The sequence below is a fragment of the Thermosipho affectus genome, from assembly GCF_001990485.1.
Classification (GTDB): Bacteria; Thermotogota; Thermotogae; order Thermotogales; family Fervidobacteriaceae; genus Thermosipho; species Thermosipho affectus.
Map to the genome: position 1 here is coordinate 34,727 of NZ_LBFC01000003.1, position 22,318 is coordinate 57,044.

The 22,318-nt window shown below is 31.4% G+C and carries 21 protein-coding genes, 1 tRNA gene and 1 riboswitch; of the genes, 8 read left to right on the forward strand and 14 right to left on the reverse strand.

Going from position 1 to position 22,318, the window contains the following annotated elements:
• Window positions 1-13: 13 nt before the first annotated feature.
• On the reverse strand, window positions 14-1,042 hold the full coding sequence (locus XJ44_RS00795) for a hypothetical protein (RefSeq protein WP_077197753.1): 1,029 nt from the start codon (window positions 1,040-1,042) through the stop codon (window positions 14-16).
• 89 nt (window positions 1,043-1,131) lie between these two features.
• Between XJ44_RS00795 and XJ44_RS00800 the strand changes: the two genes are divergently transcribed.
• From XJ44_RS00800 to XJ44_RS00815, 4 genes are all read left to right on the forward strand, one after another.
• Window positions 1,132-1,206 (forward strand) — tRNA-Val (locus XJ44_RS00800).
• A 51-nt stretch (window positions 1,207-1,257) separates the two neighbouring features.
• The gene (locus XJ44_RS00805) at window positions 1,258-1,704 is read left to right on the forward strand and encodes a hypothetical protein (RefSeq protein ID WP_232218200.1); all 447 of its coding nucleotides are present in this window, start codon (window positions 1,258-1,260) and stop codon (window positions 1,702-1,704) included.
• The gene (locus XJ44_RS00810) at window positions 1,701-3,008 is read left to right on the forward strand and encodes a nucleotidyltransferase (RefSeq protein WP_077197754.1); all 1,308 of its coding nucleotides are present in this window, start codon (window positions 1,701-1,703) and stop codon (window positions 3,006-3,008) included. The genes XJ44_RS00805 and XJ44_RS00810 overlap by 4 nt, the downstream gene beginning before the upstream one ends.
• Entirely contained in the window at window positions 2,968-5,667 is a 2,700-nt protein-coding gene (locus tag XJ44_RS00815; RefSeq protein WP_077197755.1) for a DEAD/DEAH box helicase, read from the forward strand. The genes XJ44_RS00810 and XJ44_RS00815 overlap by 41 nt, the downstream gene beginning before the upstream one ends.
• Window positions 5,668-5,789: 122 nt before the next feature.
• Here XJ44_RS00815 and disA read toward each other — a convergent pair whose 3' ends face one another.
• The 12 genes from disA to XJ44_RS00875 all read right to left on the reverse strand — a co-directional run bounded on the left by disA (window position 5,790) and on the right by XJ44_RS00875 (window position 17,135).
• The gene (disA, locus tag XJ44_RS00820) at window positions 5,790-6,860 is read right to left on the reverse strand and encodes a DNA integrity scanning diadenylate cyclase DisA (protein WP_075665191.1); all 1,071 of its coding nucleotides are present in this window, start codon (window positions 6,858-6,860) and stop codon (window positions 5,790-5,792) included.
• Between the two features lie 74 nt (window positions 6,861-6,934).
• The gene (pdxT, locus tag XJ44_RS00825; protein ID WP_077197756.1) at window positions 6,935-7,498 is read right to left on the reverse strand and encodes a pyridoxal 5'-phosphate synthase glutaminase subunit PdxT; all 564 of its coding nucleotides are present in this window, start codon (window positions 7,496-7,498) and stop codon (window positions 6,935-6,937) included.
• A 1-nt stretch (window position 7,499) separates the two neighbouring features.
• Entirely contained in the window at window positions 7,500-8,378 is an 879-nt protein-coding gene (gene pdxS / locus XJ44_RS00830) for a pyridoxal 5'-phosphate synthase lyase subunit PdxS (protein WP_077197757.1), read from the reverse strand.
• 16 nt (window positions 8,379-8,394) lie between these two features.
• Entirely contained in the window at window positions 8,395-10,074 is a 1,680-nt protein-coding gene (locus tag XJ44_RS00835) for an acyl-CoA mutase large subunit family protein (RefSeq protein WP_077197758.1), read from the reverse strand.
• 33 nt (window positions 10,075-10,107) lie between these two features.
• Entirely contained in the window at window positions 10,108-10,746 is a 639-nt protein-coding gene (locus XJ44_RS00840; RefSeq protein WP_075665195.1) for a class II aldolase/adducin family protein, read from the reverse strand.
• Entirely contained in the window at window positions 10,743-11,045 is a 303-nt protein-coding gene (locus tag XJ44_RS00845; RefSeq protein WP_077197759.1) for an RNA-binding protein, read from the reverse strand. The genes XJ44_RS00840 and XJ44_RS00845 overlap by 4 nt, the downstream gene beginning before the upstream one ends.
• Entirely contained in the window at window positions 11,024-11,839 is an 816-nt protein-coding gene (gene folK, locus XJ44_RS00850; RefSeq protein WP_077197760.1) for a 2-amino-4-hydroxy-6-hydroxymethyldihydropteridine diphosphokinase, read from the reverse strand. Before folK ends, XJ44_RS00845 begins: the two co-directional genes overlap by 22 nt.
• Entirely contained in the window at window positions 11,836-13,212 is a 1,377-nt protein-coding gene (locus XJ44_RS00855; protein WP_075665198.1) for a pyruvate carboxylase subunit B, read from the reverse strand. The genes folK and XJ44_RS00855 overlap by 4 nt, the downstream gene beginning before the upstream one ends.
• 1 nt (window position 13,213) lies before the next feature.
• Entirely contained in the window at window positions 13,214-15,286 is a 2,073-nt protein-coding gene (infB, locus tag XJ44_RS00860) for a translation initiation factor IF-2 (RefSeq protein WP_077197761.1), read from the reverse strand.
• Between the two features lie 22 nt (window positions 15,287-15,308).
• A complete protein-coding gene (locus XJ44_RS00865) occupies window positions 15,309-15,509 on the reverse strand; it encodes a DUF3783 domain-containing protein (protein WP_075665200.1) in 201 nt (66 codons plus the stop codon).
• A 17-nt stretch (window positions 15,510-15,526) separates the two neighbouring features.
• Window positions 15,527-16,393 (reverse strand): methyl-accepting chemotaxis protein, encoded by an 867-nt coding sequence (locus XJ44_RS00870; protein ID WP_233119490.1) that lies wholly within the window; start codon window positions 16,391-16,393, stop codon window positions 15,527-15,529.
• Window positions 16,371-17,135, reverse strand: a complete 765-nt coding sequence (locus tag XJ44_RS00875; RefSeq protein WP_077197762.1) for an oxygen-binding di-iron domain-containing protein — start codon at window positions 17,133-17,135, stop codon at window positions 16,371-16,373. The genes XJ44_RS00870 and XJ44_RS00875 overlap by 23 nt, the downstream gene beginning before the upstream one ends.
• Before the next feature lie 167 nt (window positions 17,136-17,302).
• Between XJ44_RS00875 and XJ44_RS00880 the strand changes: the two genes are divergently transcribed.
• Window positions 17,303-17,935, forward strand: a complete 633-nt coding sequence (locus XJ44_RS00880; RefSeq protein WP_077197763.1) for a queuosine precursor transporter — start codon at window positions 17,303-17,305, stop codon at window positions 17,933-17,935.
• Window positions 17,936-17,973: 38 nt separating this feature from the next.
• Here XJ44_RS00880 and XJ44_RS00885 read toward each other — a convergent pair whose 3' ends face one another.
• A complete protein-coding gene (locus tag XJ44_RS00885; protein ID WP_077197764.1) occupies window positions 17,974-19,230 on the reverse strand; it encodes an alkaline phosphatase in 1,257 nt (418 codons plus the stop codon).
• Window positions 19,231-19,407: 177 nt separating this feature from the next.
• On the opposite strand from XJ44_RS00885, the gene XJ44_RS00890 reads away from it, so the two are divergent.
• The 3 genes from XJ44_RS00890 (at window position 19,408) to XJ44_RS00905 (ending at window position 22,315) form a co-directional block, all read left to right on the forward strand.
• Window positions 19,408-19,671, forward strand: coding sequence for an SHOCT domain-containing protein (locus XJ44_RS00890; RefSeq protein ID WP_077197765.1), 264 nt, complete (start codon window positions 19,408-19,410; stop codon window positions 19,669-19,671).
• 559 nt (window positions 19,672-20,230) lie between these two features.
• A riboswitch (cobalamin riboswitch) is annotated at window positions 20,231-20,407 on the forward strand.
• Between the two features lie 55 nt (window positions 20,408-20,462).
• On the forward strand, window positions 20,463-21,479 hold the full coding sequence (locus XJ44_RS00900) for a succinate--CoA ligase subunit beta (protein ID WP_077197767.1): 1,017 nt from the start codon (window positions 20,463-20,465) through the stop codon (window positions 21,477-21,479).
• Window positions 21,476-22,315 carry a succinate--CoA ligase subunit alpha gene (locus XJ44_RS00905; protein ID WP_075665207.1) on the forward strand — a complete coding sequence of 280 codons (840 nt, stop codon included), beginning with the start codon at window positions 21,476-21,478 and terminating at the stop codon, window positions 22,313-22,315. The genes XJ44_RS00900 and XJ44_RS00905 overlap by 4 nt, the downstream gene beginning before the upstream one ends.
• Window positions 22,316-22,318: the final 3 nt, after the last annotated feature.

Genomic DNA, 22,318 nt, shown 5'->3' on the forward strand with positions numbered 1-22,318 from the left:
AAAAATATTTCTTTTATTTAACTTTCATATATTTTGCCGTTGGAATAAACACTTTTATCTTTGTCCATGGTAACTCAACAATCTTAAAATTTGCATATAAAACTGTCCTATCGACTAATACTTTTCCAATTGGATCAGAAACACTTCCCAAAAAATATACTTTCTTATTTTTAAAGTTAACCTTATTTGGTGTTATTTTACCAAAATTCTTATACTCATATCTTTTATTTCCATATTTGAAAATTGCAATGTCAAACAAAAAAATTTCATTTTCAAAAATAAAAGAAGAAATAGTGTAAAGTCCGCTTAAATCATTTGTTATTTCATATGCATAATTTAAATCAAAAATTACTTTCTTAATAGAACTATTTGCAATATGTTCCAAATCAGCTATGTATTTATGAAAATTACCTTTTGAAAAATCAAATGAATATATAAAAATTTCCGCAATATCTTTACCATAAACTACTTTAATTGCAGGTAATGGGATAAATTTTTCTAGTTCGATAACACTAATATCTAAATTTTCTCCTGGTATATCAATCTTCAACCTCTTTTTCCTAAGTATATCCCCCAAATACGGGAAAACGTATCTTGCAAAAAATTGCTTTTCCCCATTTCCAAACCTTGAAAAGTATTCTTCTATCTTTACACCATCAACCGCTAACAATTCAACATCATTTTTCAATTCACATTGACTATTTATTATAATATATTTACCATTTACGTATCTTAATTCAAAAGGCAAGACATTTGTTGTTTTTGCAGAAATAGGCAAGAAAAAATATATACCTGGAAGACTTGAAAAACGTTTTAAAAGAAAAACATAAAAATCATAACGATTCATGCTTTTGTAAATTTTTATATAGTCATTTTGAAAATCTTCCACATAGTGTATCTTCATCTGACTTATTAAATAATCAACATCTTTTTGCAAGGTTTTCTGTGAATATGGCATATATTTAAATAAATAAGGCGAAACTATAAAAAAAATAATAACTGCACTTACAAATATTAAAGAAAAATTAACAAATTTTCTCACAAAACTCCTCCCATTCTCATATCATACAAACATATTATACAAAAAAGTTCTTGATAAAAAAAGAGATTTATGGTATCATTTCAATGCATGGGTGCGTAGCTCAGTGGGAGAGCGCTTCCTTCACACGGAAGAGGTCGCAGGTTCAATCCCTGCCGCACCCACCAAAAGGGGCCTTTAGGCCCCTTTTTGTGATAAAATAAATTAGGGGTGAAATCTTGAAATATATAACATATCTTTTTGGAACTATATTAGCAACATTTGGTTTTATATTATTTTCTTTATACATTTCACTTTTTCTTTTTTCTCCAATAATAGAAAATATTTTTGCAATCGATATGAATATATCATCTGCATTACTGATAATTTCAGTATCTTTCACAATAACCGGCATTTTCCTAGGATTTTATTCTATTTCAAAAGACAATTGGGAATATGCTAATATATGGATTTTTGTATCTATTATTCTAAGTATTACTTCTTTTATATTTCAACTCTATAAACTTGCATCACTGGGACCAACGTGGATTGGAATTGAATTTTTTGGAACAACTGGAAATAAAATTGAAGCAATGTATATCGACATGCTTCTTTTTATAGTAAACCTTTGTGTTTTAGTAATAACATCCACAATTGGTTATAATATAAAAAGAGGTAAAAAATGAAAGTTCTAGGTCTCATTGTTGAATACAATCCATTTCATAATGGTCATTTGTATCATCTAAACAAAGCAAAAGAAATAGTAAAACCAGATTTTACCATTGCCGTTATGAGCGGTAACTTTTGTCAACGTGGTGAGCCTGCAATAATCGACAAATTTTCACGTGCAGAAATTGCACTTAAAAATGGTATTGATGTAGTTTTTGAACTACCTGTTGTTTATGCGCTACAAGATGCCGGAGGTTTTGCATACGGTGCTATTAGTCTTCTTGATAAATTAAAAACTGTTACTGATATTGTTTTTGGGAGCGAAAGCGCTGACAAACAATTTATAACAGAAGTTGCAAAAACACTTTCGATTAATTCCAAGGAATTTGATAAATTACTAAAAAAAGAACTTAAAAAAGGCATGTCATTTCCAAATGCCAGAAAATTTGCTTTAAAAGAATTTCTAAAAAAAGATGTAAATTTTATCAAAAAAATAGAAAATTCAAATGATATACTGGGAATTGAATATGTAAAATCTATACTAAAACTAAATAGTAACATAAAATACAACGTAATCAAAAGAATTGGTGCAAGATATAATGAATTAAACTTGACAAATAAATATTCATCTGCAACTGCTATTAGAAATGCAATAAAGATGGATAAGGAATTTAAAGAATTTGTACCGGATTCTTCATATGAGATTTTAAAACATACCTTCTTAAAAGGAAAAGGTCCTGTGTTTTTAGAAGACATGGAACAATTCATACTGACATTTTTGAGATTAAAAAGAAGAGAAGACCTAAAAAAAACATACAGTTTTAATGAAGGATTAGATCAACGATTCATTAATACAATTAAAAATTCTACAACACTTTCTGAATTTCTCGATAATGTAAAAACAAAAAGATTTACTTATTCAAGAATTAGAAGGGCAATATTTCACGCAATATTCAATTTTGAAAAAGAGTACATTGATTTTTCAAATAAGTTAGGTGTGCAGTACGCCAGAATTCTAGGCTTTACAAGAAAAGGACAAAAATTACTCTCCAAAATCAAAAATGTCTCAAAAATTCCAATAATTTCAAATCCTTCATTAAAAGACAAAATTTTAAAAAAGGCACTATCTAGTGAAAAATTCGAAATCAACAAATGTTTATTTAATTGGCAATTCGAAAAAGATATCTTGGCATCAAATATATACACAATGTTTTATCCTAAAAAAACTCAAAGAAAATACGGAGTTGATTTTAGAAAACCAATAATAATTGAGGGAGAAAATGAACGAAATAATTATCGTTCCGACAGAAAAAGAATGTAATATAAACGGGTATTTTCACATTCCATCTTATGATATCTTCCCATTTGAAGAAATAGAAAATTCTTGGTATGTACGCTCCAAAAGAATATACGCGCTTTATCTTGCACTTGAAGGAAAATTAAAAGCCGTTTCCACACTTTATTCCTTAACAAGATACGTCATGCCGCCTAATGTTTTCGAAAAATATATTTTTAAATTAAAACCAGGTGATAAACTCAATTCACCTGAAATGTTATTTTCAAATTTAGGATATGAAAGAACATACAACGTAACAGAAGGAGGACAATTTTCAATAAGAGGAGATATAATAGATTTTTTTGGTCCCAGTAATATTCCAACTCGTATTGAATTATTTGAAAATACAATAGAAGAAATAAGAATATTTGACGTTGCAACCCAAAAAAGTATTAAAAATATCGAATGTGCTCTAATTCTACCGGCCAAAGAATATATTGAAAAAGTAACACATGAAACTATCTTAGGCGAAAAATACAACGGTACATTTATAGACTACAATATAGAATTTAAAATAGTAGATAAAAAAAGATGTATTGAAGAATACGTAAAAAAGGAAAGAGAAATAAGGGAACTTATAATAAATCAAGACTTAAGAAAAAAGTATATAAAATTTTCGGGAATAGATTACACAAAAATTATAACTCTATCGAAAGAAAGCGACATAGAATTAAAACCTGTAAAATTTGAAAAAGAAATTAATTCCATACCAGTTATAAGCGAAGAAGAGTTCGAAATGGGAGAACTAGTCGTACATAAAGAATACGGTATAGCAAGATTTGAAGGTACTACAAAAATATTACAAAAAGGTCTTGAAAGAGAATTTCTAATACTTCAATTTAAAGATTCAAAACTATTTGTACCAACTGATAGATTAGATTTAATCCAAAAATATATTGGGGCAAAAGATACCATACAATTAGATAGTCTGAAAAAAAATAACTGGCAAAAAAAGGTTAAAAAAGTTAGAAAAGAAATTCAAAATACAGTAAAAGAACTCCTGAGATTAAATGCACTAAGAAAAAAAACAAAAGGGTTATCACTTCCAGGAGATCCTGAACTTGAAAAAGAGTTTGCAAAAACTTTTCCACACATTGAAACAGAAGATCAGCTAAAGGCTATAGAAGAAGTAAATAATGACTTAATGTTAGATAAAAACATGGATAGACTTATTGCTGGAGACGCCGGTTATGGAAAAACAGAAGTTGCCATGCGCGCTGCTTTTAAAACTGTTGTTTCTGGAAAACAAGTAGCAGTTTTAGTTCCGACGACTGTACTTGCAAGACAACACTTTGAAACATTTAAAAAAAGGGTTGAAAAATTTGGAATAAAGGTAGAACTATTCGACAGCTCTCTTACCCAAAAACAAAAGGAAAAAGTTAAAGAAAATATAAAAAAGGGAATCACAGATATTGTAATAGGAACACATGGAATTATCTCTTCGATAAAATTCTCCGATTTGGGACTTTTAATAATAGATGAAGAACAAAAATTTGGTGTCCATCAAAAAGAGGCATTTAAAAAAGTAAGAATAAATTTGAACATCCTTTCAATGAGTGCTACACCAATTCCGCGTACTCTACATATGGCATTAAGTGGTCTTAAAGACATGTCCATTTTAAAAACTCCACCTATTGGAAGAAAAAATATACAAGTTTTTGTGAGTAAATTTGATGAAAAAATTACTAGACATGCTATCTTAAGAGAAATAAACAGAGGAGGTCAAGTAATCTACGTACACAACAGGGTAAACTCCATTGAAGAAGTAGCAAATAATCTTAAAAAGATAGTTCCAGAAGTAAAAATAGATATTATCCACGGCCAATTACCAAAAAGAAAAATGGAAAAAGTTATAAAGGAATTTTACAATGGGAAATTAGATGTACTTGTTTCAACATCTATTATTGAAAATGGAGTTGATATACCAAATGCAAACACATTAATAGTTGACGATGCTCACAGATATGGCCTTTCACAACTTTATCAACTAAGAGGCAGAGTGGGAAGATCAAAAAAAAGGGCATTTGCATACTTTTTTTATCCAGAAAAAATAAATAAGGTTGCAACAGAAAGGCTTAAGGCAATTAAAGAAATTATGGGACCGGGAAGTGGTTTTCAAATAGCTTTAAAAGATATGGAAATAAGGGGAATTGGAAATATTTTGGGACTTGAACAACACGGCTTTATAAATGAAATAGGCTTAAATTATTATTTTGAAATATTAGATGAAGTATTGTCAAATATGGAAGGAAAAATACAATCAAAAGTAACTACAGAATTGTTAGGAATGAAAGGTTCAATTGTTATTCCAGATAATTATGTAAATGATCCTGTTGAAAGGCTCAGACTCTATAGAAGAATTTCTTCTTTTTCTAATGAAAATGAAATAAATGAAATATACGATGAATTTAAAGATAGATTTGGAACACCTCCTCAAAGTGTTTTAAATCTTCTAAAATATGCCAAAATAAGAATTTTAGCTTCAAAAAAAGGGATTTCAAAGATTATCTTTAAAGATGAAGCAATAATTGCATACACAAACGACAACTTAAAAATTGACCTTCCTCATATATATAACGAAAGAGAAAAATCATATATAATATACTCAGATGAAGAAACGTTTCTAAAATTTTTGCAGAAATAAAGGAGATCTTTTCCTAAAAAATACTAAAAATCTTTTTGATTGGATACTCTACATTATAGCTTTTCTCTATTTTGAAAAAAGCCTTAAGCTAAATAAAAAAATTTGAAATTTTTCAAAAAAGATTACTTAGAAATTTTATTCCTCATAGAATTTATACTATCTATTATTGCCGTAGCACGCTTTTCTCCTATACCTTCAACCTCTTTTAATGCAGAAAAATCAGCGTTACTCAAGGAAAAGACATTTCCAAATGCCTTGACCACATTGTGCGTTATATTCATTGGGATCTTTGCCACATTTCTCAACAACCTATATCCCCTTGATTGTACATGATAATCACTTAATTGATTTATATTTGCAATGTCATCATATCCCAGCAACCTTGACGTAGATATTGGCCTTCTTTCTTTATAATTTTTTAAAGTACTTATTATTTGTTCTACTACATCTTCATCTTCTATATCTTCTTTGTAATAATCCAATATAAGGTTTTTGATTATATCTTCAATATCAACCATTATTTCTTCCAGTTGCATTGATGCTAACCTTCCCTCAACTCCGAGTTCTATTACATAAGGATCTATTTCCTCTCTAATTTTCAAAATTTCAATGCCCTTGTTTATAATTTCAACCACATCGATTAAATTGACTCTGTTTTCAATTTCAAGAATATCTAAATTCAGAATCATTTTATCAAAATTTTGTCTGTATTTTTCCAGTGTATTTAATGCTTGATTAACTCTCGTAATTAAAAAGTTAATATCGTTAATTATATACCTGTAATTTTTGTAATACAAACTAATAATGTTCCTTCTTTTTGATACAGCAATCACCAATTCTCCTATCTGCTTTGCCACTCTCTCTGCAGTTCTATGCCGTGTACCAGTTTCACTAGTTGGTATACTTGCATCTGGCACAAGATGCACATTTGCAGCAAGTATTTTTGTTACATTATCATCTACCAAAATTGCACCATCCATCTTTGCAAGTTCATACAGTTTTTCTGGCATAAAAGGTATATCAAGCTTAAACCCTGCCTGAAAAATTTCCTCATTTTCTTTAAATTTTTCCTCGGGAATAAATACAATTAAAGCACCAAAATTTGCCAAAACTATATCATCTAATGCCTTTCTGAGTTTTGTACCTGGTGCTAGCAACTTTATTTTCGAAACCAACTCTTGCGGAATAGACATAAAACCCCACCTTGTATTTTTTTACACAAAAAGATTATAACATAAAAAAACGTGCTTGGTAAAACCAAGCACTTTTATTTTACCATATTTAAGAAATATTTGTGTACTCTAGTATCATCAGTCAATTCAGGATGAAAAGATGCCACAAGAACATTCTTTTGTCTTAACAAAATTGGCGAATTTTCATAAGTTGATAAAACTTCCACATCGTTTCCATAACCCACAACCTTTGGAGCTCTTATAAACACCGCCTTATATGCCTTTTCAAATCCTTTTATTTCAACTTCCGTTTCAAAACTGTCAACCTGTCTTCCATATGCATTTCTCTCAACCTTTATATCTATGACTTTTAGGGAATCCTGTTTGAAATTTACCACTTCTTTCGAAAGTAATATCATACCTGCACATGTACCAAAAACTGGAAAACCATTTGAAATTCTTTCTCTTAATTTTTCATACAAATTTACCATCTTCATTATTCTTATCATCGTAGTAGATTCCCCACCTGGTATAACCAATCCATTAACTTCATCCAAATCTTCGGGTTTTCTGACTATCAAAACCTCCACACCAAGTCTTTCAAGCATTTGTTTGTGTTCTCTAAAATCTCCCTGTATTCCAGAAACTCCTATTTTCAAATTACCATCCCCTCTCTTGGAGTCTCACATCAAGCTCCTCTATTTCAATCCCCTCCATTGGTTGACCTATATCTTCTGAAATTTTCAACAACATTTCTGGATCATTCCAATACGTTACAGCCATAACTATTGCCTTTGCCATTTTAGCCGGATCTTTAGATTTAAATATACCACTTCCAACAAATACCCCATCAGCTCCCAACATCATCATCAAAGCTGCATCCGCAGGAGTGGCAACTCCCCCAGCTGCAAAATTAACAACGGGCAGCCTTCCAAGCTCTTTTATCTTTGCTACCAAATTAACTGGTGCACCTATATTTTTTGCAAAAGTTACAAGTTCTTCGTCTGGCATGTTTTTAACCATTCTAATCTCATCCATAACTGTTCTCATGTGCTTTACGGCTTCAACAACATTTCCCGTACCTGCTTCACCTTTCGTTCTAATCATTGCAGCACCTTCCGCAATTCTTCTCAAAGCTTCTCCTAAGTTTCTTGCTCCACAAACAAATGGCACATTAAAATCCCATTTATTTATATGATATTTATCATCAGCTGGTGTAAGCACTTCTGATTCATCTATAAAATCAACTCCCAAAGTCTCTAAAATTCTTGCTTCTGCAATATGTCCAATTCTCACTTTAGCCATAACTGGAATTGAAACTGCTTCCATAATTTCTTTAATTTTAGAAATACTTGCCATCCTTGCAACTCCACCTGCTTTTCTTATATCAGCAGGCACTCTCTCCAAAGCCATTACCGCTACTGCACCAGCTTCTTCTGCAATTTTTGCTTGTTCTGCAGTTGTAACATCCATGATTACTCCACCTTTAAACATCTCTGCAAATCCTTCTTTAACCATCCATGTTCCCTTTTCATTCATTTTAAACACCTCCAAATCATATTATTATTGTCTCCGTATATTCTCCAAACACTCCCCTTAACGCATTACTAATTTCCCCCACAGTTGCATAAGATTTTACTGCTTCAATAATATAGGGCATCAAATTTTCATCAGAAGATGCCGCTTTTTTTACATTTAAAAGCGCTTTTTTTACTTTTTCGTTATCTCTTTTTTCTTTTAACTTCTTCAATTTTGCTTTTTGCTTTTCCTCAAGTTCCGGTTTTACCTTTAACACCTCTTTTTGTGATAAATCCTCTTCTATTTGGAATTTATTTACCCCCACTATTATTTCTTCCCCATTCTCTATAGAAAGCTGCATTTTGTACGCACTTTCATGTATTTCCTTTTGTACATAACCCGTTTCAATAGCCTTGACCATTCCACCCATTGCATCTATCTTTTCAATATACTTCATTGCCTCTTCTTCTATTTTGTTTGTCAAAGATTCAATAACATAAGAACCACCAAGTGGATCTATGGTATCTGCAACGCCAGATTCATACGCAATAATCTGCTGTGTCCTCAATGCAATTCTAACTGATTCTTCAGTTGGTAAACCTAATGCTTCATCATAACTATTGGTATGGAGCGACTGTGTACCACCTAACACAGCAGCAAGCGCTTGTAAAGTTACCCTTATTATGTTATTTAAAGGTTGTTGTGCAGTTAATGTTGATCCACCTGTTTGAGTATGAAATCTCAACATCATTGCTTTCTCATTTGTAACACCAAATCTCTCCTTCATAATCTTTGCCCAAAGCCTTCTTGCAGCCCTAAACTTTGCTATTTCCTCAAGGAAATTATTATGCGCTGCAAAGAAGAAAGAAAGTCTTCTTCCAAACACATTTGGATCTAATCCTGCTTTAATTGCAGTTTCCACATAAGCAATAGCATCTGCAAGCGTAAATGCTACTTCTTGTACTGCTGTGGACCCAGCTTCTCTTATATGATAACCACTAATACTTATCGGATTCCATTTTGGCATATTCTTGGAACAGAATTCAAATATATCTGTTATTATTCTCATAGAAGGTTGTGGTGGGAAGATATATGTTCCTCTTGCAATGTATTCTTTTAATATATCATTTTGAATTGTACCAGATAATTTTTCCATTGGAACTCCTTGTTTTTCTGCAACTGCAATATACATCGCAAGAAGAATTGAAGCAGTACTATTTATAGTCATTGAAGTGCTAACTTTATCAAGTGGTATCCCATCAAAAAGCACTTCCATATCTTCCAGTGAATCTATAGCAACACCTACTTTTCCAACCTCACCTTCGGCCATTGGATCATCTGAATCATATCCTATTTGAGTTGGTAAGTCAAAAGCAACAGACAACCCCATCTGACCTTGTTCTAGCAAATATTTATACCTCTCATTTGATTCTTCTGCTGTTCCAAATCCCGCGTACTGTCTCATAGTCCAAAACCTTGCCCTGTACATAGTAGGTTGAACTCCTCTTGTGAAAGGATAACTACCGGGAAATCCTAGATCTTCTAAGTAATTAAACCCCTCAATATCAACCGGAGTATACAACCTTCTAAATTCATATCCAGAAGTAGATTTAAATTCACTCTTTCTTTCTGGAAACCTCTCAACGGCCTTTTTTACTTTTTCTTCATAATCTTTCATTTTTGTCTCTATTTCTTTTAGTTTTTCTTCATCGAACATATTTTGACCTCCTTGTATTGTCTTACACAAATATTATCCAATATCTTTTTTAATCTGTCTATAACCGTTTAAATACTTATTTCTCAGTATAACCGCGTCTTCATAACTAATTGTCGAAAAATTTCCAATATTCAAAGTATATAAATATATTTCAGCTGTCTTTTCACAAACTAAGCTTGCAGTCAATGCTTCATCAATATCAAAACCTACTGTAATTAGCCCGTGGTTTTTTAATATAACTGCATTGTTATCAGAAAGAGCATCTACAACATTTTTTGCAAGTTCAATACTTCCAGGAAGAGCGTATTCTGAAACTTTAATTTCTGGTCCTAAAATCATAACTGCATCTTCTATCAATGGGGGTATTTCACTTGATACTACTGAAACAGTGGTCGAAAACACAGGATGCGTATGGACTATTGCATTAACATCTTTGCGATTCTTATAAATTTCCAAATGCGTCGGAAGTTCTGAGGAAGGTTTCAAACCATCAATCAAACGCCCATTAAAATCAACAACACTTATCATTTCTTCTTTCAACTTATCATACGGTATACCTGATGGCGTTATATAAACATAATCTTTATCCCTAATTGAAACATTTCCCCAAGTTCCTTTAACTAATCCATTTTCCACAATAAATCTAACAGCTCTTAATATCTCTTCTTTCATCCTTTTCCTTTAAACCTCCCACCTTCATTTTCTAAGCCAAAGATATTACCATACCCTTTCAAGGCTTTTTCGCCAGCTTTTAAATCTTTGGCTTGAACTTTTAATTTATCTATAATTTTTTTTATCTTTTTCTTTCGTATTTGATCCTTTTCATAAATCAATTTTAACACTTCTTTTGGAAGTTTAGAATTTATAAATTTTTCACGTTCATCAAGTAACTTATTTAACAATTCAAAATCTTCTTTTTCAATACACTCATCTATCTTTCTTTCTAAATCTAGTAACTTTTCAAATTCCAATGTATTACCTCCCAATCTTTTTCAAAACTATCCGCAAAAGACTTCATCGAAATATTTGCTACGGGATGTTTGAAATTTTCCAATATCTCTGCCATAGGAACCACAAAAAAACTTCTTTTTTCAAAATCATAATGTGGAACTTTCAAATTTTCCATATCAACAACCAAATTACCGTAAAACAAGATATCAATATCTATGATCCTTGGGCCCCATTTTATCGTCCTTTTTCTTCCCATATTATTTTCTATCTTCAATAACTTATTCAAAAGCTTCAATGGCGATAAATCTGTATCAATTTCCACAACAATATTGTAAAAATCATCTTGCTCTGTATATCCATAAGGCTTTGTAACATAAATGCTTGATACTTTTAATATCTTTAAATTTCTTTTTTCCAGTAAAGTCAAAGCATCTATTAAATTCCTTTCCTTGTCTCCTATATTTGTTCCCAATCCTAAAAAAACTTTCCCAAATTGACGTTCCAAAATAACAGTGGAAAAGGCAAATGTATCATGCGATAATGATATGTGACAAAAATTAAATCCTCCAAAATCTTTGTGAAAAATAACATAAGGTTTTCCACGTTTATTGTTCAAGATTGAAATATCTTTAAAAGAATTACCGTCAATTCCTGTCCCAAGGGCCTTAAAAAAAGATTCCTTTAGAGAAAAACGCCCAGCTATATATTGGGCGTTTAATTTTTCTTTCTTTTCTATTTCAGTTAAAACTCTATTTGCTACCTTCTCTGAAACACGCTTAATATTAACAATATCTGTACCTAATCCAATAATCAAATGGGATAACCTCCTTCATATTCATCCACCAACGCAAAATCAACGCGTATTTTTTCCTCATATTTTTCCCTAAGATATTTTCTTCCAACTTCACCTAAAATTGCATAAATCAACAAATATTCGTCTGTATCAGCTAATATCCCTATTTCTCTCTTCAATTTTTCTAACTCAGGTTCAAGTAAATCTGCCGGTCTACAATCTATAGGTTTTTCATCACCTAAAATTTTTTCCATTAATTCTTTATCAATTGGGGCAGGAGGTCTTCCATACATTCCTTTCACATAATTCTTCACTTCATTTGTAACCTTTTTATACCTTTCGCCAGATAAAACATTTAGGACTGCCTGTACTCCAACAATTTGACTAGTTGGAGTAACAAGTGGAGGATATCCTAAATCCTTCCTCACTCTGGGTATTTCGTCTAAAACATCTTGAAGCTTATGTAACATCTTTTGTTCTGAAAGTTGTTTTACCAAATTTGAATACATTCCACCTGGAACTTGTGAAACTAAGATCCTATAGTCTATACTTTTCATCATTACATCATATTCTTTGTATTTTTCTCGTATCTTTGTAAAATATTCCACAAGATAAGCTATACTTTCCCAGTTTATCTCAGGAATATTTCTATATTCTCTAACTGCATAATACATCGATTCAAATGGTGGTTGAGCGGTTCCAGATGCAAAAGGTGATAAAGCGGTATCCAAAATATCAACACCAGCTTCAACTGCTGAAATGTAATTTAAATCTCCCAATCCAGATGTACAATGTGTGTGTAATTCAACTGGTACATTAAATCTTTCTTTTAATGTTTTTACCAATTCAAAACTTTTTTTTGGAGTTAACAACCCCGCCATATCTTTTATACACAAAGAATGCACACCACGTTCAACTAATTTCTGTGCAAAGGAAATATAATATTCAGTTGTGTGAACAGGACTTATCGTGTAGGAAATAGCTCCTTGCACATGGGCCCCGTTTGTCAAAGCCACCTCTATACTTTTTTCAAGATTTCTTATATCATTCAACGCATCGAAAATCCTTATTTTGTCCACACCATTTTCAATCGCTTTTTTTACAAACAATTCAACTACATCATCGGCATAATGCCTATACCCAACTAAATTCTGCCCTCTAAGCAACATCTGAGTTTTTGTGTTTTTTAATTTAGACTTAATTGTTCTGATGCGCTCCCATGGATCCTCTTTTAAAAATCTTACACATACATCAAAAGTTGCGCCACCCCAAACTTCCATAGCATTAAATCCCAAAGAATCCATGGATTCCAATGCAGGAATCATATCAATTGTTCTCATTCTAGTTGCAATTAAAGACTGATGACCATCCCTTAGTGTGGTATCTACAAACATATTATTCCTCTCCTTTTTCATTTTCAAAATTAAGTTTTCTAGAAACTTTCTTTAACATTACAAACTCTAGTTCATCACCTTCTTTGATATCATCAAAATTTTCCAATTTAATACCACACTCTTGAGGTGCTTCTACTTTCTTAACATCTTGTTGGTAATGTTTTAGCGATTCTATCTTTCCCTCGTAAATTAACTTTCCCTCTCTATACAACTTGACCATTCCATTTCTTTCAACAAATCCTTCAAGCATTTGTACACCTGCAATACTTCCAACTTTCTTTATCTTAAAAACTTTTTTAACTTCTCCCCTACCTGTTATTTCTTCTACTTCTTCAGGTTCAAGCATTCCCTCAAGAGCTGCTTTTAAATCTTCTATCAATTTGTAAACTATTGAGTAAGTTTTTATTTGAATACCTTCGGCTTCTGCCATTTTTCTGGCTTTGCCGTCTGCTTTTACTCTAAATCCTAAAATTATCGCATCAGAAGCCGTAGCAAGCATAACATCACTACTTGTAATTGCACCTACACCAGAATGAATTATATTAATTTTAATCTCCTCACTCTGCAACTTATTAATCGCGCCCTTTAATGCTATCATAGAGCCCTGTGTATCAGCTTTTAAAATCAACTTTAATTCTTTCTTTTCCGATTCTTCCATCATCTTTAATATTTCTTCTAACTTCATATGTCTTTTTCTCTTTAACTCCTTTTGTTCCTGTTCTGCTATTTTTCCTGTAATTTCCCTTGCCTTCTCCAAACTTTTTACGGTATAAACTACTCCGTGGGAATTTGGTAACTCTTCAAAACCTACGACCATAACAGGAGTTGAAGGGCCAGCTTCCTTTATTCTTTGACCTTTATCATTTACCAATGCTTTAACTTTTCCCATAACTTTTCCCGAAATTACATAGTCGCCCACTTTCAATTTTCCATCTTTAATAATTACATTTGCAACGGGCCCAAATCCTCTATCAAGTTTTGTTTCGATTATCACAGCTCTCACAGGACCATTTGGAAGTCCCTTTATCTCTTGCATTTCCGCAACTAATAAAATCATCTCAAGTAATGTGTCTACATTTTGACCTTTTTTTGCGGAAATGGGAACAACTATGGTATCCCCACCCCATTCTTCTGGTATTAAGTTCAATTTATTTACAAGTTCTTGTTTTGTTTTTTCTACATTGGCATTTGGTTTATCTATCTTGTTAATTGCAACAATTATGGGCACATTAGCAGATTTTGCGTGGTTATATGCTTCAACAGTTTGAGGCATAACACCATCATCAGCTGCAACAACGAGAACTGCTATATCCGTTGCTTGGGCACCTCTTGCGCGCATTTCTGTAAAAATTTCGTGCCCTGGAGTATCTATAAAAGTGATAATTTTCCCATTTGTTTCCACTTGATATGCACCTATACTTTGTGTTATCCCCCCTTCTTCTCTTTCAGCCACCCTAGTTTTTCTTATAAAATCCAAAAGAGTTGTTTTACCATGATCAACGTGACCCATTACAGTAACAATAGGAGGTCTTTCTACTAAGTCCTTTCCTTCGGAATATTTTTGCTCAAAATATCTTTCAATTTCTTCCAACGGATTTTCTCTAACTTCTTCTTTTTCTTCTACATCAAAGGATATTTTCGCATCATACATCTTTGCTATCTTTTTTGCAAGTTGCAAGTTCAAAGTTTGCCCAGGCTTTAGAACTTCACCTTTCATAAAAAAATCTTGTATTATTCTATTTTGAGGAACCCCTATTTTTTTGGAAAATTTATCTAATTTCAAATCTTCTTCATTAAGTTTAATTATATCCTTCTTTTTCTTTGTTATCTCCTCTTTTTCCACACTCTCTTTTTTCTTTCTTTTTACTTTTTCCTCTTCATCATCAAGAAGCTCATACTCTTCATAAATTAATTCTTCTTCTCCGTACATTTCAAGCAATAAATTTACCGTTTCCTCATCAATATAACTCATATGGCTTTTTATTTCAATACCTAAATCAGCCAATTCCTTCATTAAATCTCTCGTATCCATTTCAAGCTGTCTTGCAAGCTCATATACTCTTAATCGAGCCATTGAATCACCTCCAAAACTCCTATTATTTCCTCATTTTTTTCATAACTTTGTGCTCCTTTTCAATTTCAACTATTAAATCGGAAAGTTTCCAATTCAAATTAGTTGGGGTGGTAGTTGCAAAAATCAACTCCTTTTCTGGAAAATTTTCCTTTAATATCTTCATTACTTTAAATATATCATCTTTTTCAAATCCGTGTAATATAACAAACCTTTTGTCCTCCATATAATCTCACTCCTAGATTATAACTTCAAGTCTTTTAACGACTTTTGGGAATTCACAATAGACTTTATCACTTCTACTATAACACTAAATTCATTAGACGTCTCTGATAATATATTAACCGATTCAGACAAAACTGTTGATTCTTCTTTTAAATTTTCCTCAGTTATATTAAGTAAATTTCTAGAGTTTTCCATAACTTTAATGTTATCTTTCATGTAATCCATGGAATTTGCCAAAGCATTTTGTACCGCATCAAAAAGCTTTTGAATCTCATTTAAAGAACCAAGTGAATCCTTTATAGAAGTAGATATTTCCGCAATAATTTTTGATATATTATTTGATGCACTTTGAGATTCCTCTGCAAGTTTTTGGATTTCTGAAGCAACCACTGCAAATCCTCTTCCGTATTCTCCGGCCCTTGCTGCTTCAATTGAAGCGTTTAAAGCTAATAAATTTGTTTGTTTTGCAATCTTTTGTATAGCCTTCACCAAATCTCCAACTTTGCTAAATTTTTCAAAAGTTTCCGATGTTTTTTGTATAGTCTCACTAAATTTATTTGAAACTGTATTTACATCTGTTCCAAGATTTTTTAAATCATTATCTATCTTTTTATTTATTTCATAGGCATTTTCTATATTTTTCAATATCTCATTACTTTCCCTTGAAAAATTTCCCAAAAGATTATCAATATCTTTACTCAGCTTTTCAAATCTTTCCGTTATTTTCTCAATTTCCCATTTTATTTCAGAAATCCTTGAAACTAAAACCTCATCTAATTGATCCATAAAGGATAACATTAAATTTTGCACGTAAAAAGCAGAAGAAAGTGTATTCAACGTATCTTTATCTATCTTCATATTATCATCTCCCGTAAAATTCTTCAATTATGTCAACTCCACATTTTAAGTTTTTAAACCAATTTAAAAAATCTCTTGCTGCTTTATCTTTTAACAATGTTCCATGTTGAGGAGCAATTATAGAAATCTCATATTTTGAAACCATATTCACCCATTTACTACACGCCTTGTTTGAACTCATATACCTTTTGTGAAATCCTTCCATGTATTCTAACAATTCACCAAAATTATCCTCAATCATTTGTACTCTTTTATTAAACGGTAAAACAGAAACACCAATATCACCCGAAAAAAGAATTTTCGAAATAGGATCATACACATTAAAATTTCCAGGTGCATGTAAAAAATGGGCTGGAATAAAATCTAATTTATATCCGCTAAAATTCATATTAACATTGCCTTTATCTTTAATTCCAACAACTCTTCTTTTATCATACACACCAAAATGTGGTAAAAATCTCACCCAAAGTTCAGATATATATATTTTTGCATTAGTAGCTATAGAAAGCCACATTGTAACACCAGAAGATACATCGGGATCCTGGTGAGAATAAAAAATACCTTCTATATTCTTCGGAGATATTATCTCTGAGACATTTGCAAGTACTCTCGGAAAGACATGCGCACCACCTGGATCAAGCAAAAAACCTTTATTTCCATGGACGATTAAATACTGATTTGTAGGTACTAAACCACCTTCTTCTGTTTCTTCCCAGCCAAGTAAATAATATTTATGTTCACCGTCATCGTACAAACACAAATTTTTCATATTTGCACCTCCTTCTACCGCTTTATATTATATTATACCAGATATCTAAAACTACCAATTAAGATACTCTTACAATTTTAACAGATTTTACAATATTTTTACTTGAAAAAAAGGCAATTACATTATAGAATTAAATGCTAAAAATTTGAGATAAAAGGAGGAAAAAGATGGAAAAATACTATGAAAAACTCATTACACTTTCTGGGATTTTTACCGCCGTTATTATAATCTCAAACATTATTGCAGGTAAATTAGTTAATATAGGTCCTTTTGTTATCACTTTATCTGTATTAATATATCCTCTAAGTTTTGGAATATCAAACATAGTATTTGAGATATATGGAGAAAAAATCGCAAAAAAAGTTATCAAGATTGGATTTATATCATCTTTAATATTGGTTATTTATTCTTATATTGTAATTCTTTATCCACCTGCAAGTATTTTTAACAAAAACAACGCTTATGTAGCTGTGTTTAATTCTACTCCGAGAATAATTCTTGCTAGTTTTTTTGCTTATCTTTCCGCACAATATACAAACGTTTGGGCATTTAACTTGCCCAAAAGGTTATTTAAAATAAACAACGTAATATTTAGAAATACATTTTCAATGGTTATAACTCAACTAGTTGACTCTATAGTATTTGTTTTAGTCTCTTTCTTATGGACTTATGATCTAAATGTATTAATGAACATGGTAATATCCCAATATATCGTAAAGTTAATACTCTCGAGTCTAAATAGCCCAATAATAAACATAAGTATTCAAAGATTAAAAAAAGACCTGGCATTTGAAGAATAACCCGCAAAAGTTGCGGGTTATTCTTTTATTTTCTTCATTTAAAACTCACGTGAAAGAGAATATCCAAGTAATCTTGATATTATCCTTGGTATATCCGTGTTGTCCATAAATCCATTGAAATTTTCCGCACCTGGACCAAATGCAAATATTGGAACTGGAGCTGCCGTATGTTTATAAGTAGTCCAACCAACAAAGGCTTTTTCGCTTAATATTCTTCCAAGCAAACTTGTTGCTTTATATGGATTACTTGAATTTTTTGTTCGTTTTAATAATTGAATTTCCTTATCTGAAAGTTCAACGTTGAAATAACGCTTTATAGTTTTCCTAAATTCTTCTTCATTGTTAACATCGTAGTTTTTCATTATCCAGTCTGCTGTCTTTTTATACCCTTTTATTACATCTATATATAATGAATATTCCCCTGTTGAAAGACCTAACCCTCCTGTTTCATGATCACTTGTAATAACAATTAACGTATTTGGATGTGTTTCAAGAAATTTTAATGCCACTTCCACTGCTTTATCAAATTCCACTACTTCTTTCCACACACCATATACATCATTTCCGTGGGCTTCCCAATCAATTTGTGAACCTTCTACCATTAAGAAAAATGGCTTTTCATCTTTGGAAAGTAGGTAAAGTGCCTTTTCGACCATTTCATAAAGCATAGGTTGTTCATCTGTACGCTCACTTGCTGCATTTAAATGACTATCAGAAAAAAGCGCTAATAATTTATCTCCTGTATAATTCGCAAATTCAGATTTACTTTTAATATAGTCAAACCCCTTTTCACTTACTATCTTCTCATCAAAATATTTCCAACCTCCCCCCATCACCACATCTAACTTACTATTTAACAGCTGATTTGCAAGTGTCTTTTCATCTTTTCTAGTTTTTACATGTCCATAAAAAGCACCAGGAGTCGCATGGGTAACTCTACAAGTTACAACTATTCCCGTTTTCATACCATATTTTGAAGCTATTTCAAAAATAGTTGGAACTATTGTTCCATCTGGGAGCATGCCAATCATACCATTATTTGTTTTAAAACCAGTGGCTAGGGCAGTACCTGCAGCTGCAGAATCTGTAACAAGTGAGTTTGCAGAGTATGTCGTAACATAACCAACAAAAGGTGATTTCATAATATTTAATGTTTTTCCTTCAAGAAGACTTGTCAAAACCAGATGATTAATTCCCATTCCATCACCTATGAAGTATATAACATTCTTTACTCCAAAATTGCCAAAAACCACAACCATAAAAAACAAAATTAAAATACTGAAGAACTTTTTCATGATCCTCACCTCCCGATTTTTCATATCAGTAAAGAGTTTTACAAAAAAATATTTACCCTTTTTTTAATTTTATAAAGAAAGTTAAACTCATAAATCTTAAAAAAACTTGAAATTCTAAGTTTTTTTTAAGTTTTAATCTGTATAAATAAAGTAGAAACAAATAGGAGGTGATTTTTGATGTACTGGTATCATAGACCCTTTATTTGGCACAGTGGATGGTTTAGTTGGATAGCCCCAGTTATAGGCTTAATTGTTTTAATCTTTTTTGCATTCTTAATTTACAAATTAATCAAAAACTCTGAAAGACATCCAGATTTTCGCTATGAAAAAAATTTTGAAACATACGATAACAGTCTAAAAATTTTGAACGAAAGACTTGCCAAAGGTGAAATTAGCGAGGAGGAATACAAAAAATTAAAAAACCTTATCCTAAAACACTAACTTTAAAAATCAATAATGAAAATAAAGTGAGGCGTTAGTAAAGCGCCTCATTCTAAATACTTATTATCTCTTGTAATTTTCTTACCCTACGTTTTGGATTCTTGTTTATCTTAACTCATAATTTTTTCTTTAAATATAACAAGTCTTGGATCGATATATATAATTTTTGTAACCTCTAATTTTAAGACATTCCATTTAGACTACATTTTTTCTAAAACTTCATAATTTTTATTTTATCTTTTCCATTCATTATTTTAAAAAACAATAAAGTCTTTTCTGAATATTAAAAATTACTTTCTTTGAAAAATAAAGTAAGCGGAAAGTCCTTTTTATCCAAATGTTTGAAATATAAAAAATCTAAATTTCAATAAATCAAAAGTCTTTTCCTCTTCTCTATCTTCATTTTTATATAAGTCTTTGTATATCTATTTTTAAACATATTACCAAATAATGATATTTTTTGTATTTTTTCCAATTTAAATTCAAAATAATACACGTCTAATCTGATTTTTTTATTTTCAATTTTTAAAACTTGATGATATAATAACATTGAAAATTAAATACAACGTGGAATAAAGGTGCCTATGGCTTAATAGGGAAACTGGTGAAAAACCAGTGCGGCCCCGCCACCGTAACTGGGGACGAAAGCCACAACCAGCCACTGGGGAAACCTGGGAAGGCGTGGTAAGTAGGAAGATCCAGGAGCCGGGAGACCTGCCTTTATTCCAACGTATTTCTCAATCTCGCGGGTAGATTGAGAAAAATTTTTTTGCGAAACGGGAGGTGTGAAAGTGAAAATTCATGAATTTGTAGGAAAAAGGATATTAAAAGAGGGGGGGATCTCTGTTCCTGAAAGTTATCTTATTTCCAATGATAGGGAAATTGAAGTGAAATTTTTACCTGCTGTCCTGAAAAGTCAGGTGCTTGTTGGAGGCAGAATGAAAGCTGGAGGAATTTTATTTGCACAAAACAAAGATGAATTTTTAAAATTCTCAAAAAAACTACTGCACAAAAAAATAATGGGTGAAACACCTTATGGAGTTCTAGTTGAAAAAATGGTAAATATCGAAAAAGAATACTACTTATCTTTATACATCGATAGATATGAAAAAGAAATAAAAATATTATTCTCACACTTTGGCGGAATTGATATAGAAGATAATAAAGATAAAATTGAACGACATAGTTTATCAGATATCCAAAAACTTCCAAAAAAAATCCAACCAATAGTCCAAAAATTACACAAAATAATGAAAGAAAAAGATTTAACTCTTTTGGAAATAAATCCATTAGTAAAAACAAAAGAAGGAAATATAATGGCACTTGATGCCGTATTACACTTAGATGATAATGCGATTTTTAGGCAACAATGGGCAAAAAAATTTGTACATGAAGAATATCCTTTTCATTTTGTAAAACTCGATGGTGATATTGGAGTAATTGGCTGTGGAGCAGGTATAGTAATGGCAACAATGGATGCAATAAGTTTGTATGGAGGTAAACCTGCAAATTTTCTTGATCTTGGTGGAGGTGCAGATACAAAAACTACAATTAAAGCGCTTGAACTTTTAAAATCTCTTTCGTTAAAAAATATTGTCCTAAATATATTTGGTGGAATAACAAAATGCGATGAAATAGCAAAAGCGATTGTAAGTTTCAAAGAAAAAAATGATGATATAAAACTTTTTGTTAGAATTACTGGAACTAACGAAAATGAAGCAAAAAAAATTTTAAAAGAACACAATATTCACTTTTTTGACGATATGTATGAAATGATCAAAAGTGCTGTAAAGGGGGACTTCATATGATAAATGGTACAGAAAGAGTATGTGTACAAGGTATAACTGGAAAGTATGGTAGTTTCCACACAAAAAAAATGTTAAAATACGGCACAAACATAGTATGTGGTGTCTCAAAAAATACAAAGATAAAAGAAATTGAACATGTTCCTGTTCTTCATAACATGTACGATGCTGTTGAAAAATTCAGTTGTGATACGAGTATTGTATTTGTACCGGCAAAATTTGCCAAAGACGCAATATTTGAAGCAATAGATGCGGGAATTAAAAAGATCATAACCATTACAGAACACATTCCACAAATGGATATGCTAGAAATATACAAATACGCAAAATCAAAAAATGTTACCTTTGTAGGTCCAAATTGTCCTGGAATTATTTTACCAGGTGTTTCTAAGATTGGAATAATGCCTGAAAACGCATTTAAACCAGGGGATGTTGCAATAATTTCCAAAAGTGGTACTCTAATGTATGAGATAGCAAACTTTATCTCAAAAAAATCAACAGGAATTAAAATTGGCATAGGATTAGGTGGAGATCCCATAATCGGCACAAGTGTTTACGAAGCACTTTTGTATGTTTCAAAACTTAATCCAAGAAAAATAATAATAATAAGCGAAATTGGTGGTAATGAAGAAATTTTAGACGTGGAAAGATTTCTAAATAAAGGGTACAATTCTAATATACAATTTTTCTTTGCTGGAAGAACAGCTCCAAAGGGAAAAAGAATGGGGCATGCTGGTGCAATTGTCGAAGGTTTAGAAGGTACAATAGAATTTAAAGAAAAAAAATTAGAAAATTTAAACATTCCAGTAGCAAAATACATAGAAAACTTATTGGGGTGATCA

Excerpts from the sequence above, each read along its gene's own strand:
- infB (WP_077197761.1), bottom strand. The coding sequence starts at position 15,286 with ATGGCTCGATTAAGAGTATATGAGCTTGCAAGACAGCTTGAAATGGAT.
- XJ44_RS00835 (WP_077197758.1), bottom strand. The coding sequence starts at position 10,074 with ATGTTCGATGAAGAAAAACTAAAAGAAATAGAGACAAAAATGAAAGAT.
- XJ44_RS00880 (WP_077197763.1), top strand. The coding sequence starts at position 17,303 with ATGGAAAAATACTATGAAAAACTCATTACACTTTCTGGGATTTTTACC.
- XJ44_RS00885 (WP_077197764.1), bottom strand. The coding sequence starts at position 19,230 with ATGAAAAAGTTCTTCAGTATTTTAATTTTGTTTTTTATGGTTGTGGTT.
- XJ44_RS00810 (WP_077197754.1), top strand. The coding sequence starts at position 1,701 with ATGAAAGTTCTAGGTCTCATTGTTGAATACAATCCATTTCATAATGGT.
- XJ44_RS00815 (WP_077197755.1), top strand. The coding sequence starts at position 2,968 with ATGAACGAAATAATTATCGTTCCGACAGAAAAAGAATGTAATATAAAC.
- XJ44_RS00855 (WP_075665198.1), bottom strand. The coding sequence starts at position 13,212 with ATGTTTGTAGATACCACACTAAGGGATGGTCATCAGTCTTTAATTGCA.
- XJ44_RS00905 (WP_075665207.1), top strand. The coding sequence starts at position 21,476 with ATGATAAATGGTACAGAAAGAGTATGTGTACAAGGTATAACTGGAAAG.
- XJ44_RS00840 (WP_075665195.1), bottom strand. The coding sequence starts at position 10,746 with ATGAAAGAAGAGATATTAAGAGCTGTTAGATTTATTGTGGAAAATGGA.
- pdxS (WP_077197757.1), bottom strand. The coding sequence starts at position 8,378 with ATGAATGAAAAGGGAACATGGATGGTTAAAGAAGGATTTGCAGAGATG.
- XJ44_RS00890 (WP_077197765.1), top strand. The coding sequence starts at position 19,408 with ATGTACTGGTATCATAGACCCTTTATTTGGCACAGTGGATGGTTTAGT.
- XJ44_RS00865 (WP_075665200.1), bottom strand. The coding sequence starts at position 15,509 with ATGGAGGACAAAAGGTTTGTTATATTACACGGATTTGAAAAAGATGAT.
- disA (WP_075665191.1), bottom strand. The coding sequence starts at position 6,860 with ATGTCTATTCCGCAAGAGTTGGTTTCGAAAATAAAGTTGCTAGCACCA.
- XJ44_RS00875 (WP_077197762.1), bottom strand. The coding sequence starts at position 17,135 with ATGAAAAATTTGTGTTTGTACGATGACGGTGAACATAAATATTATTTA.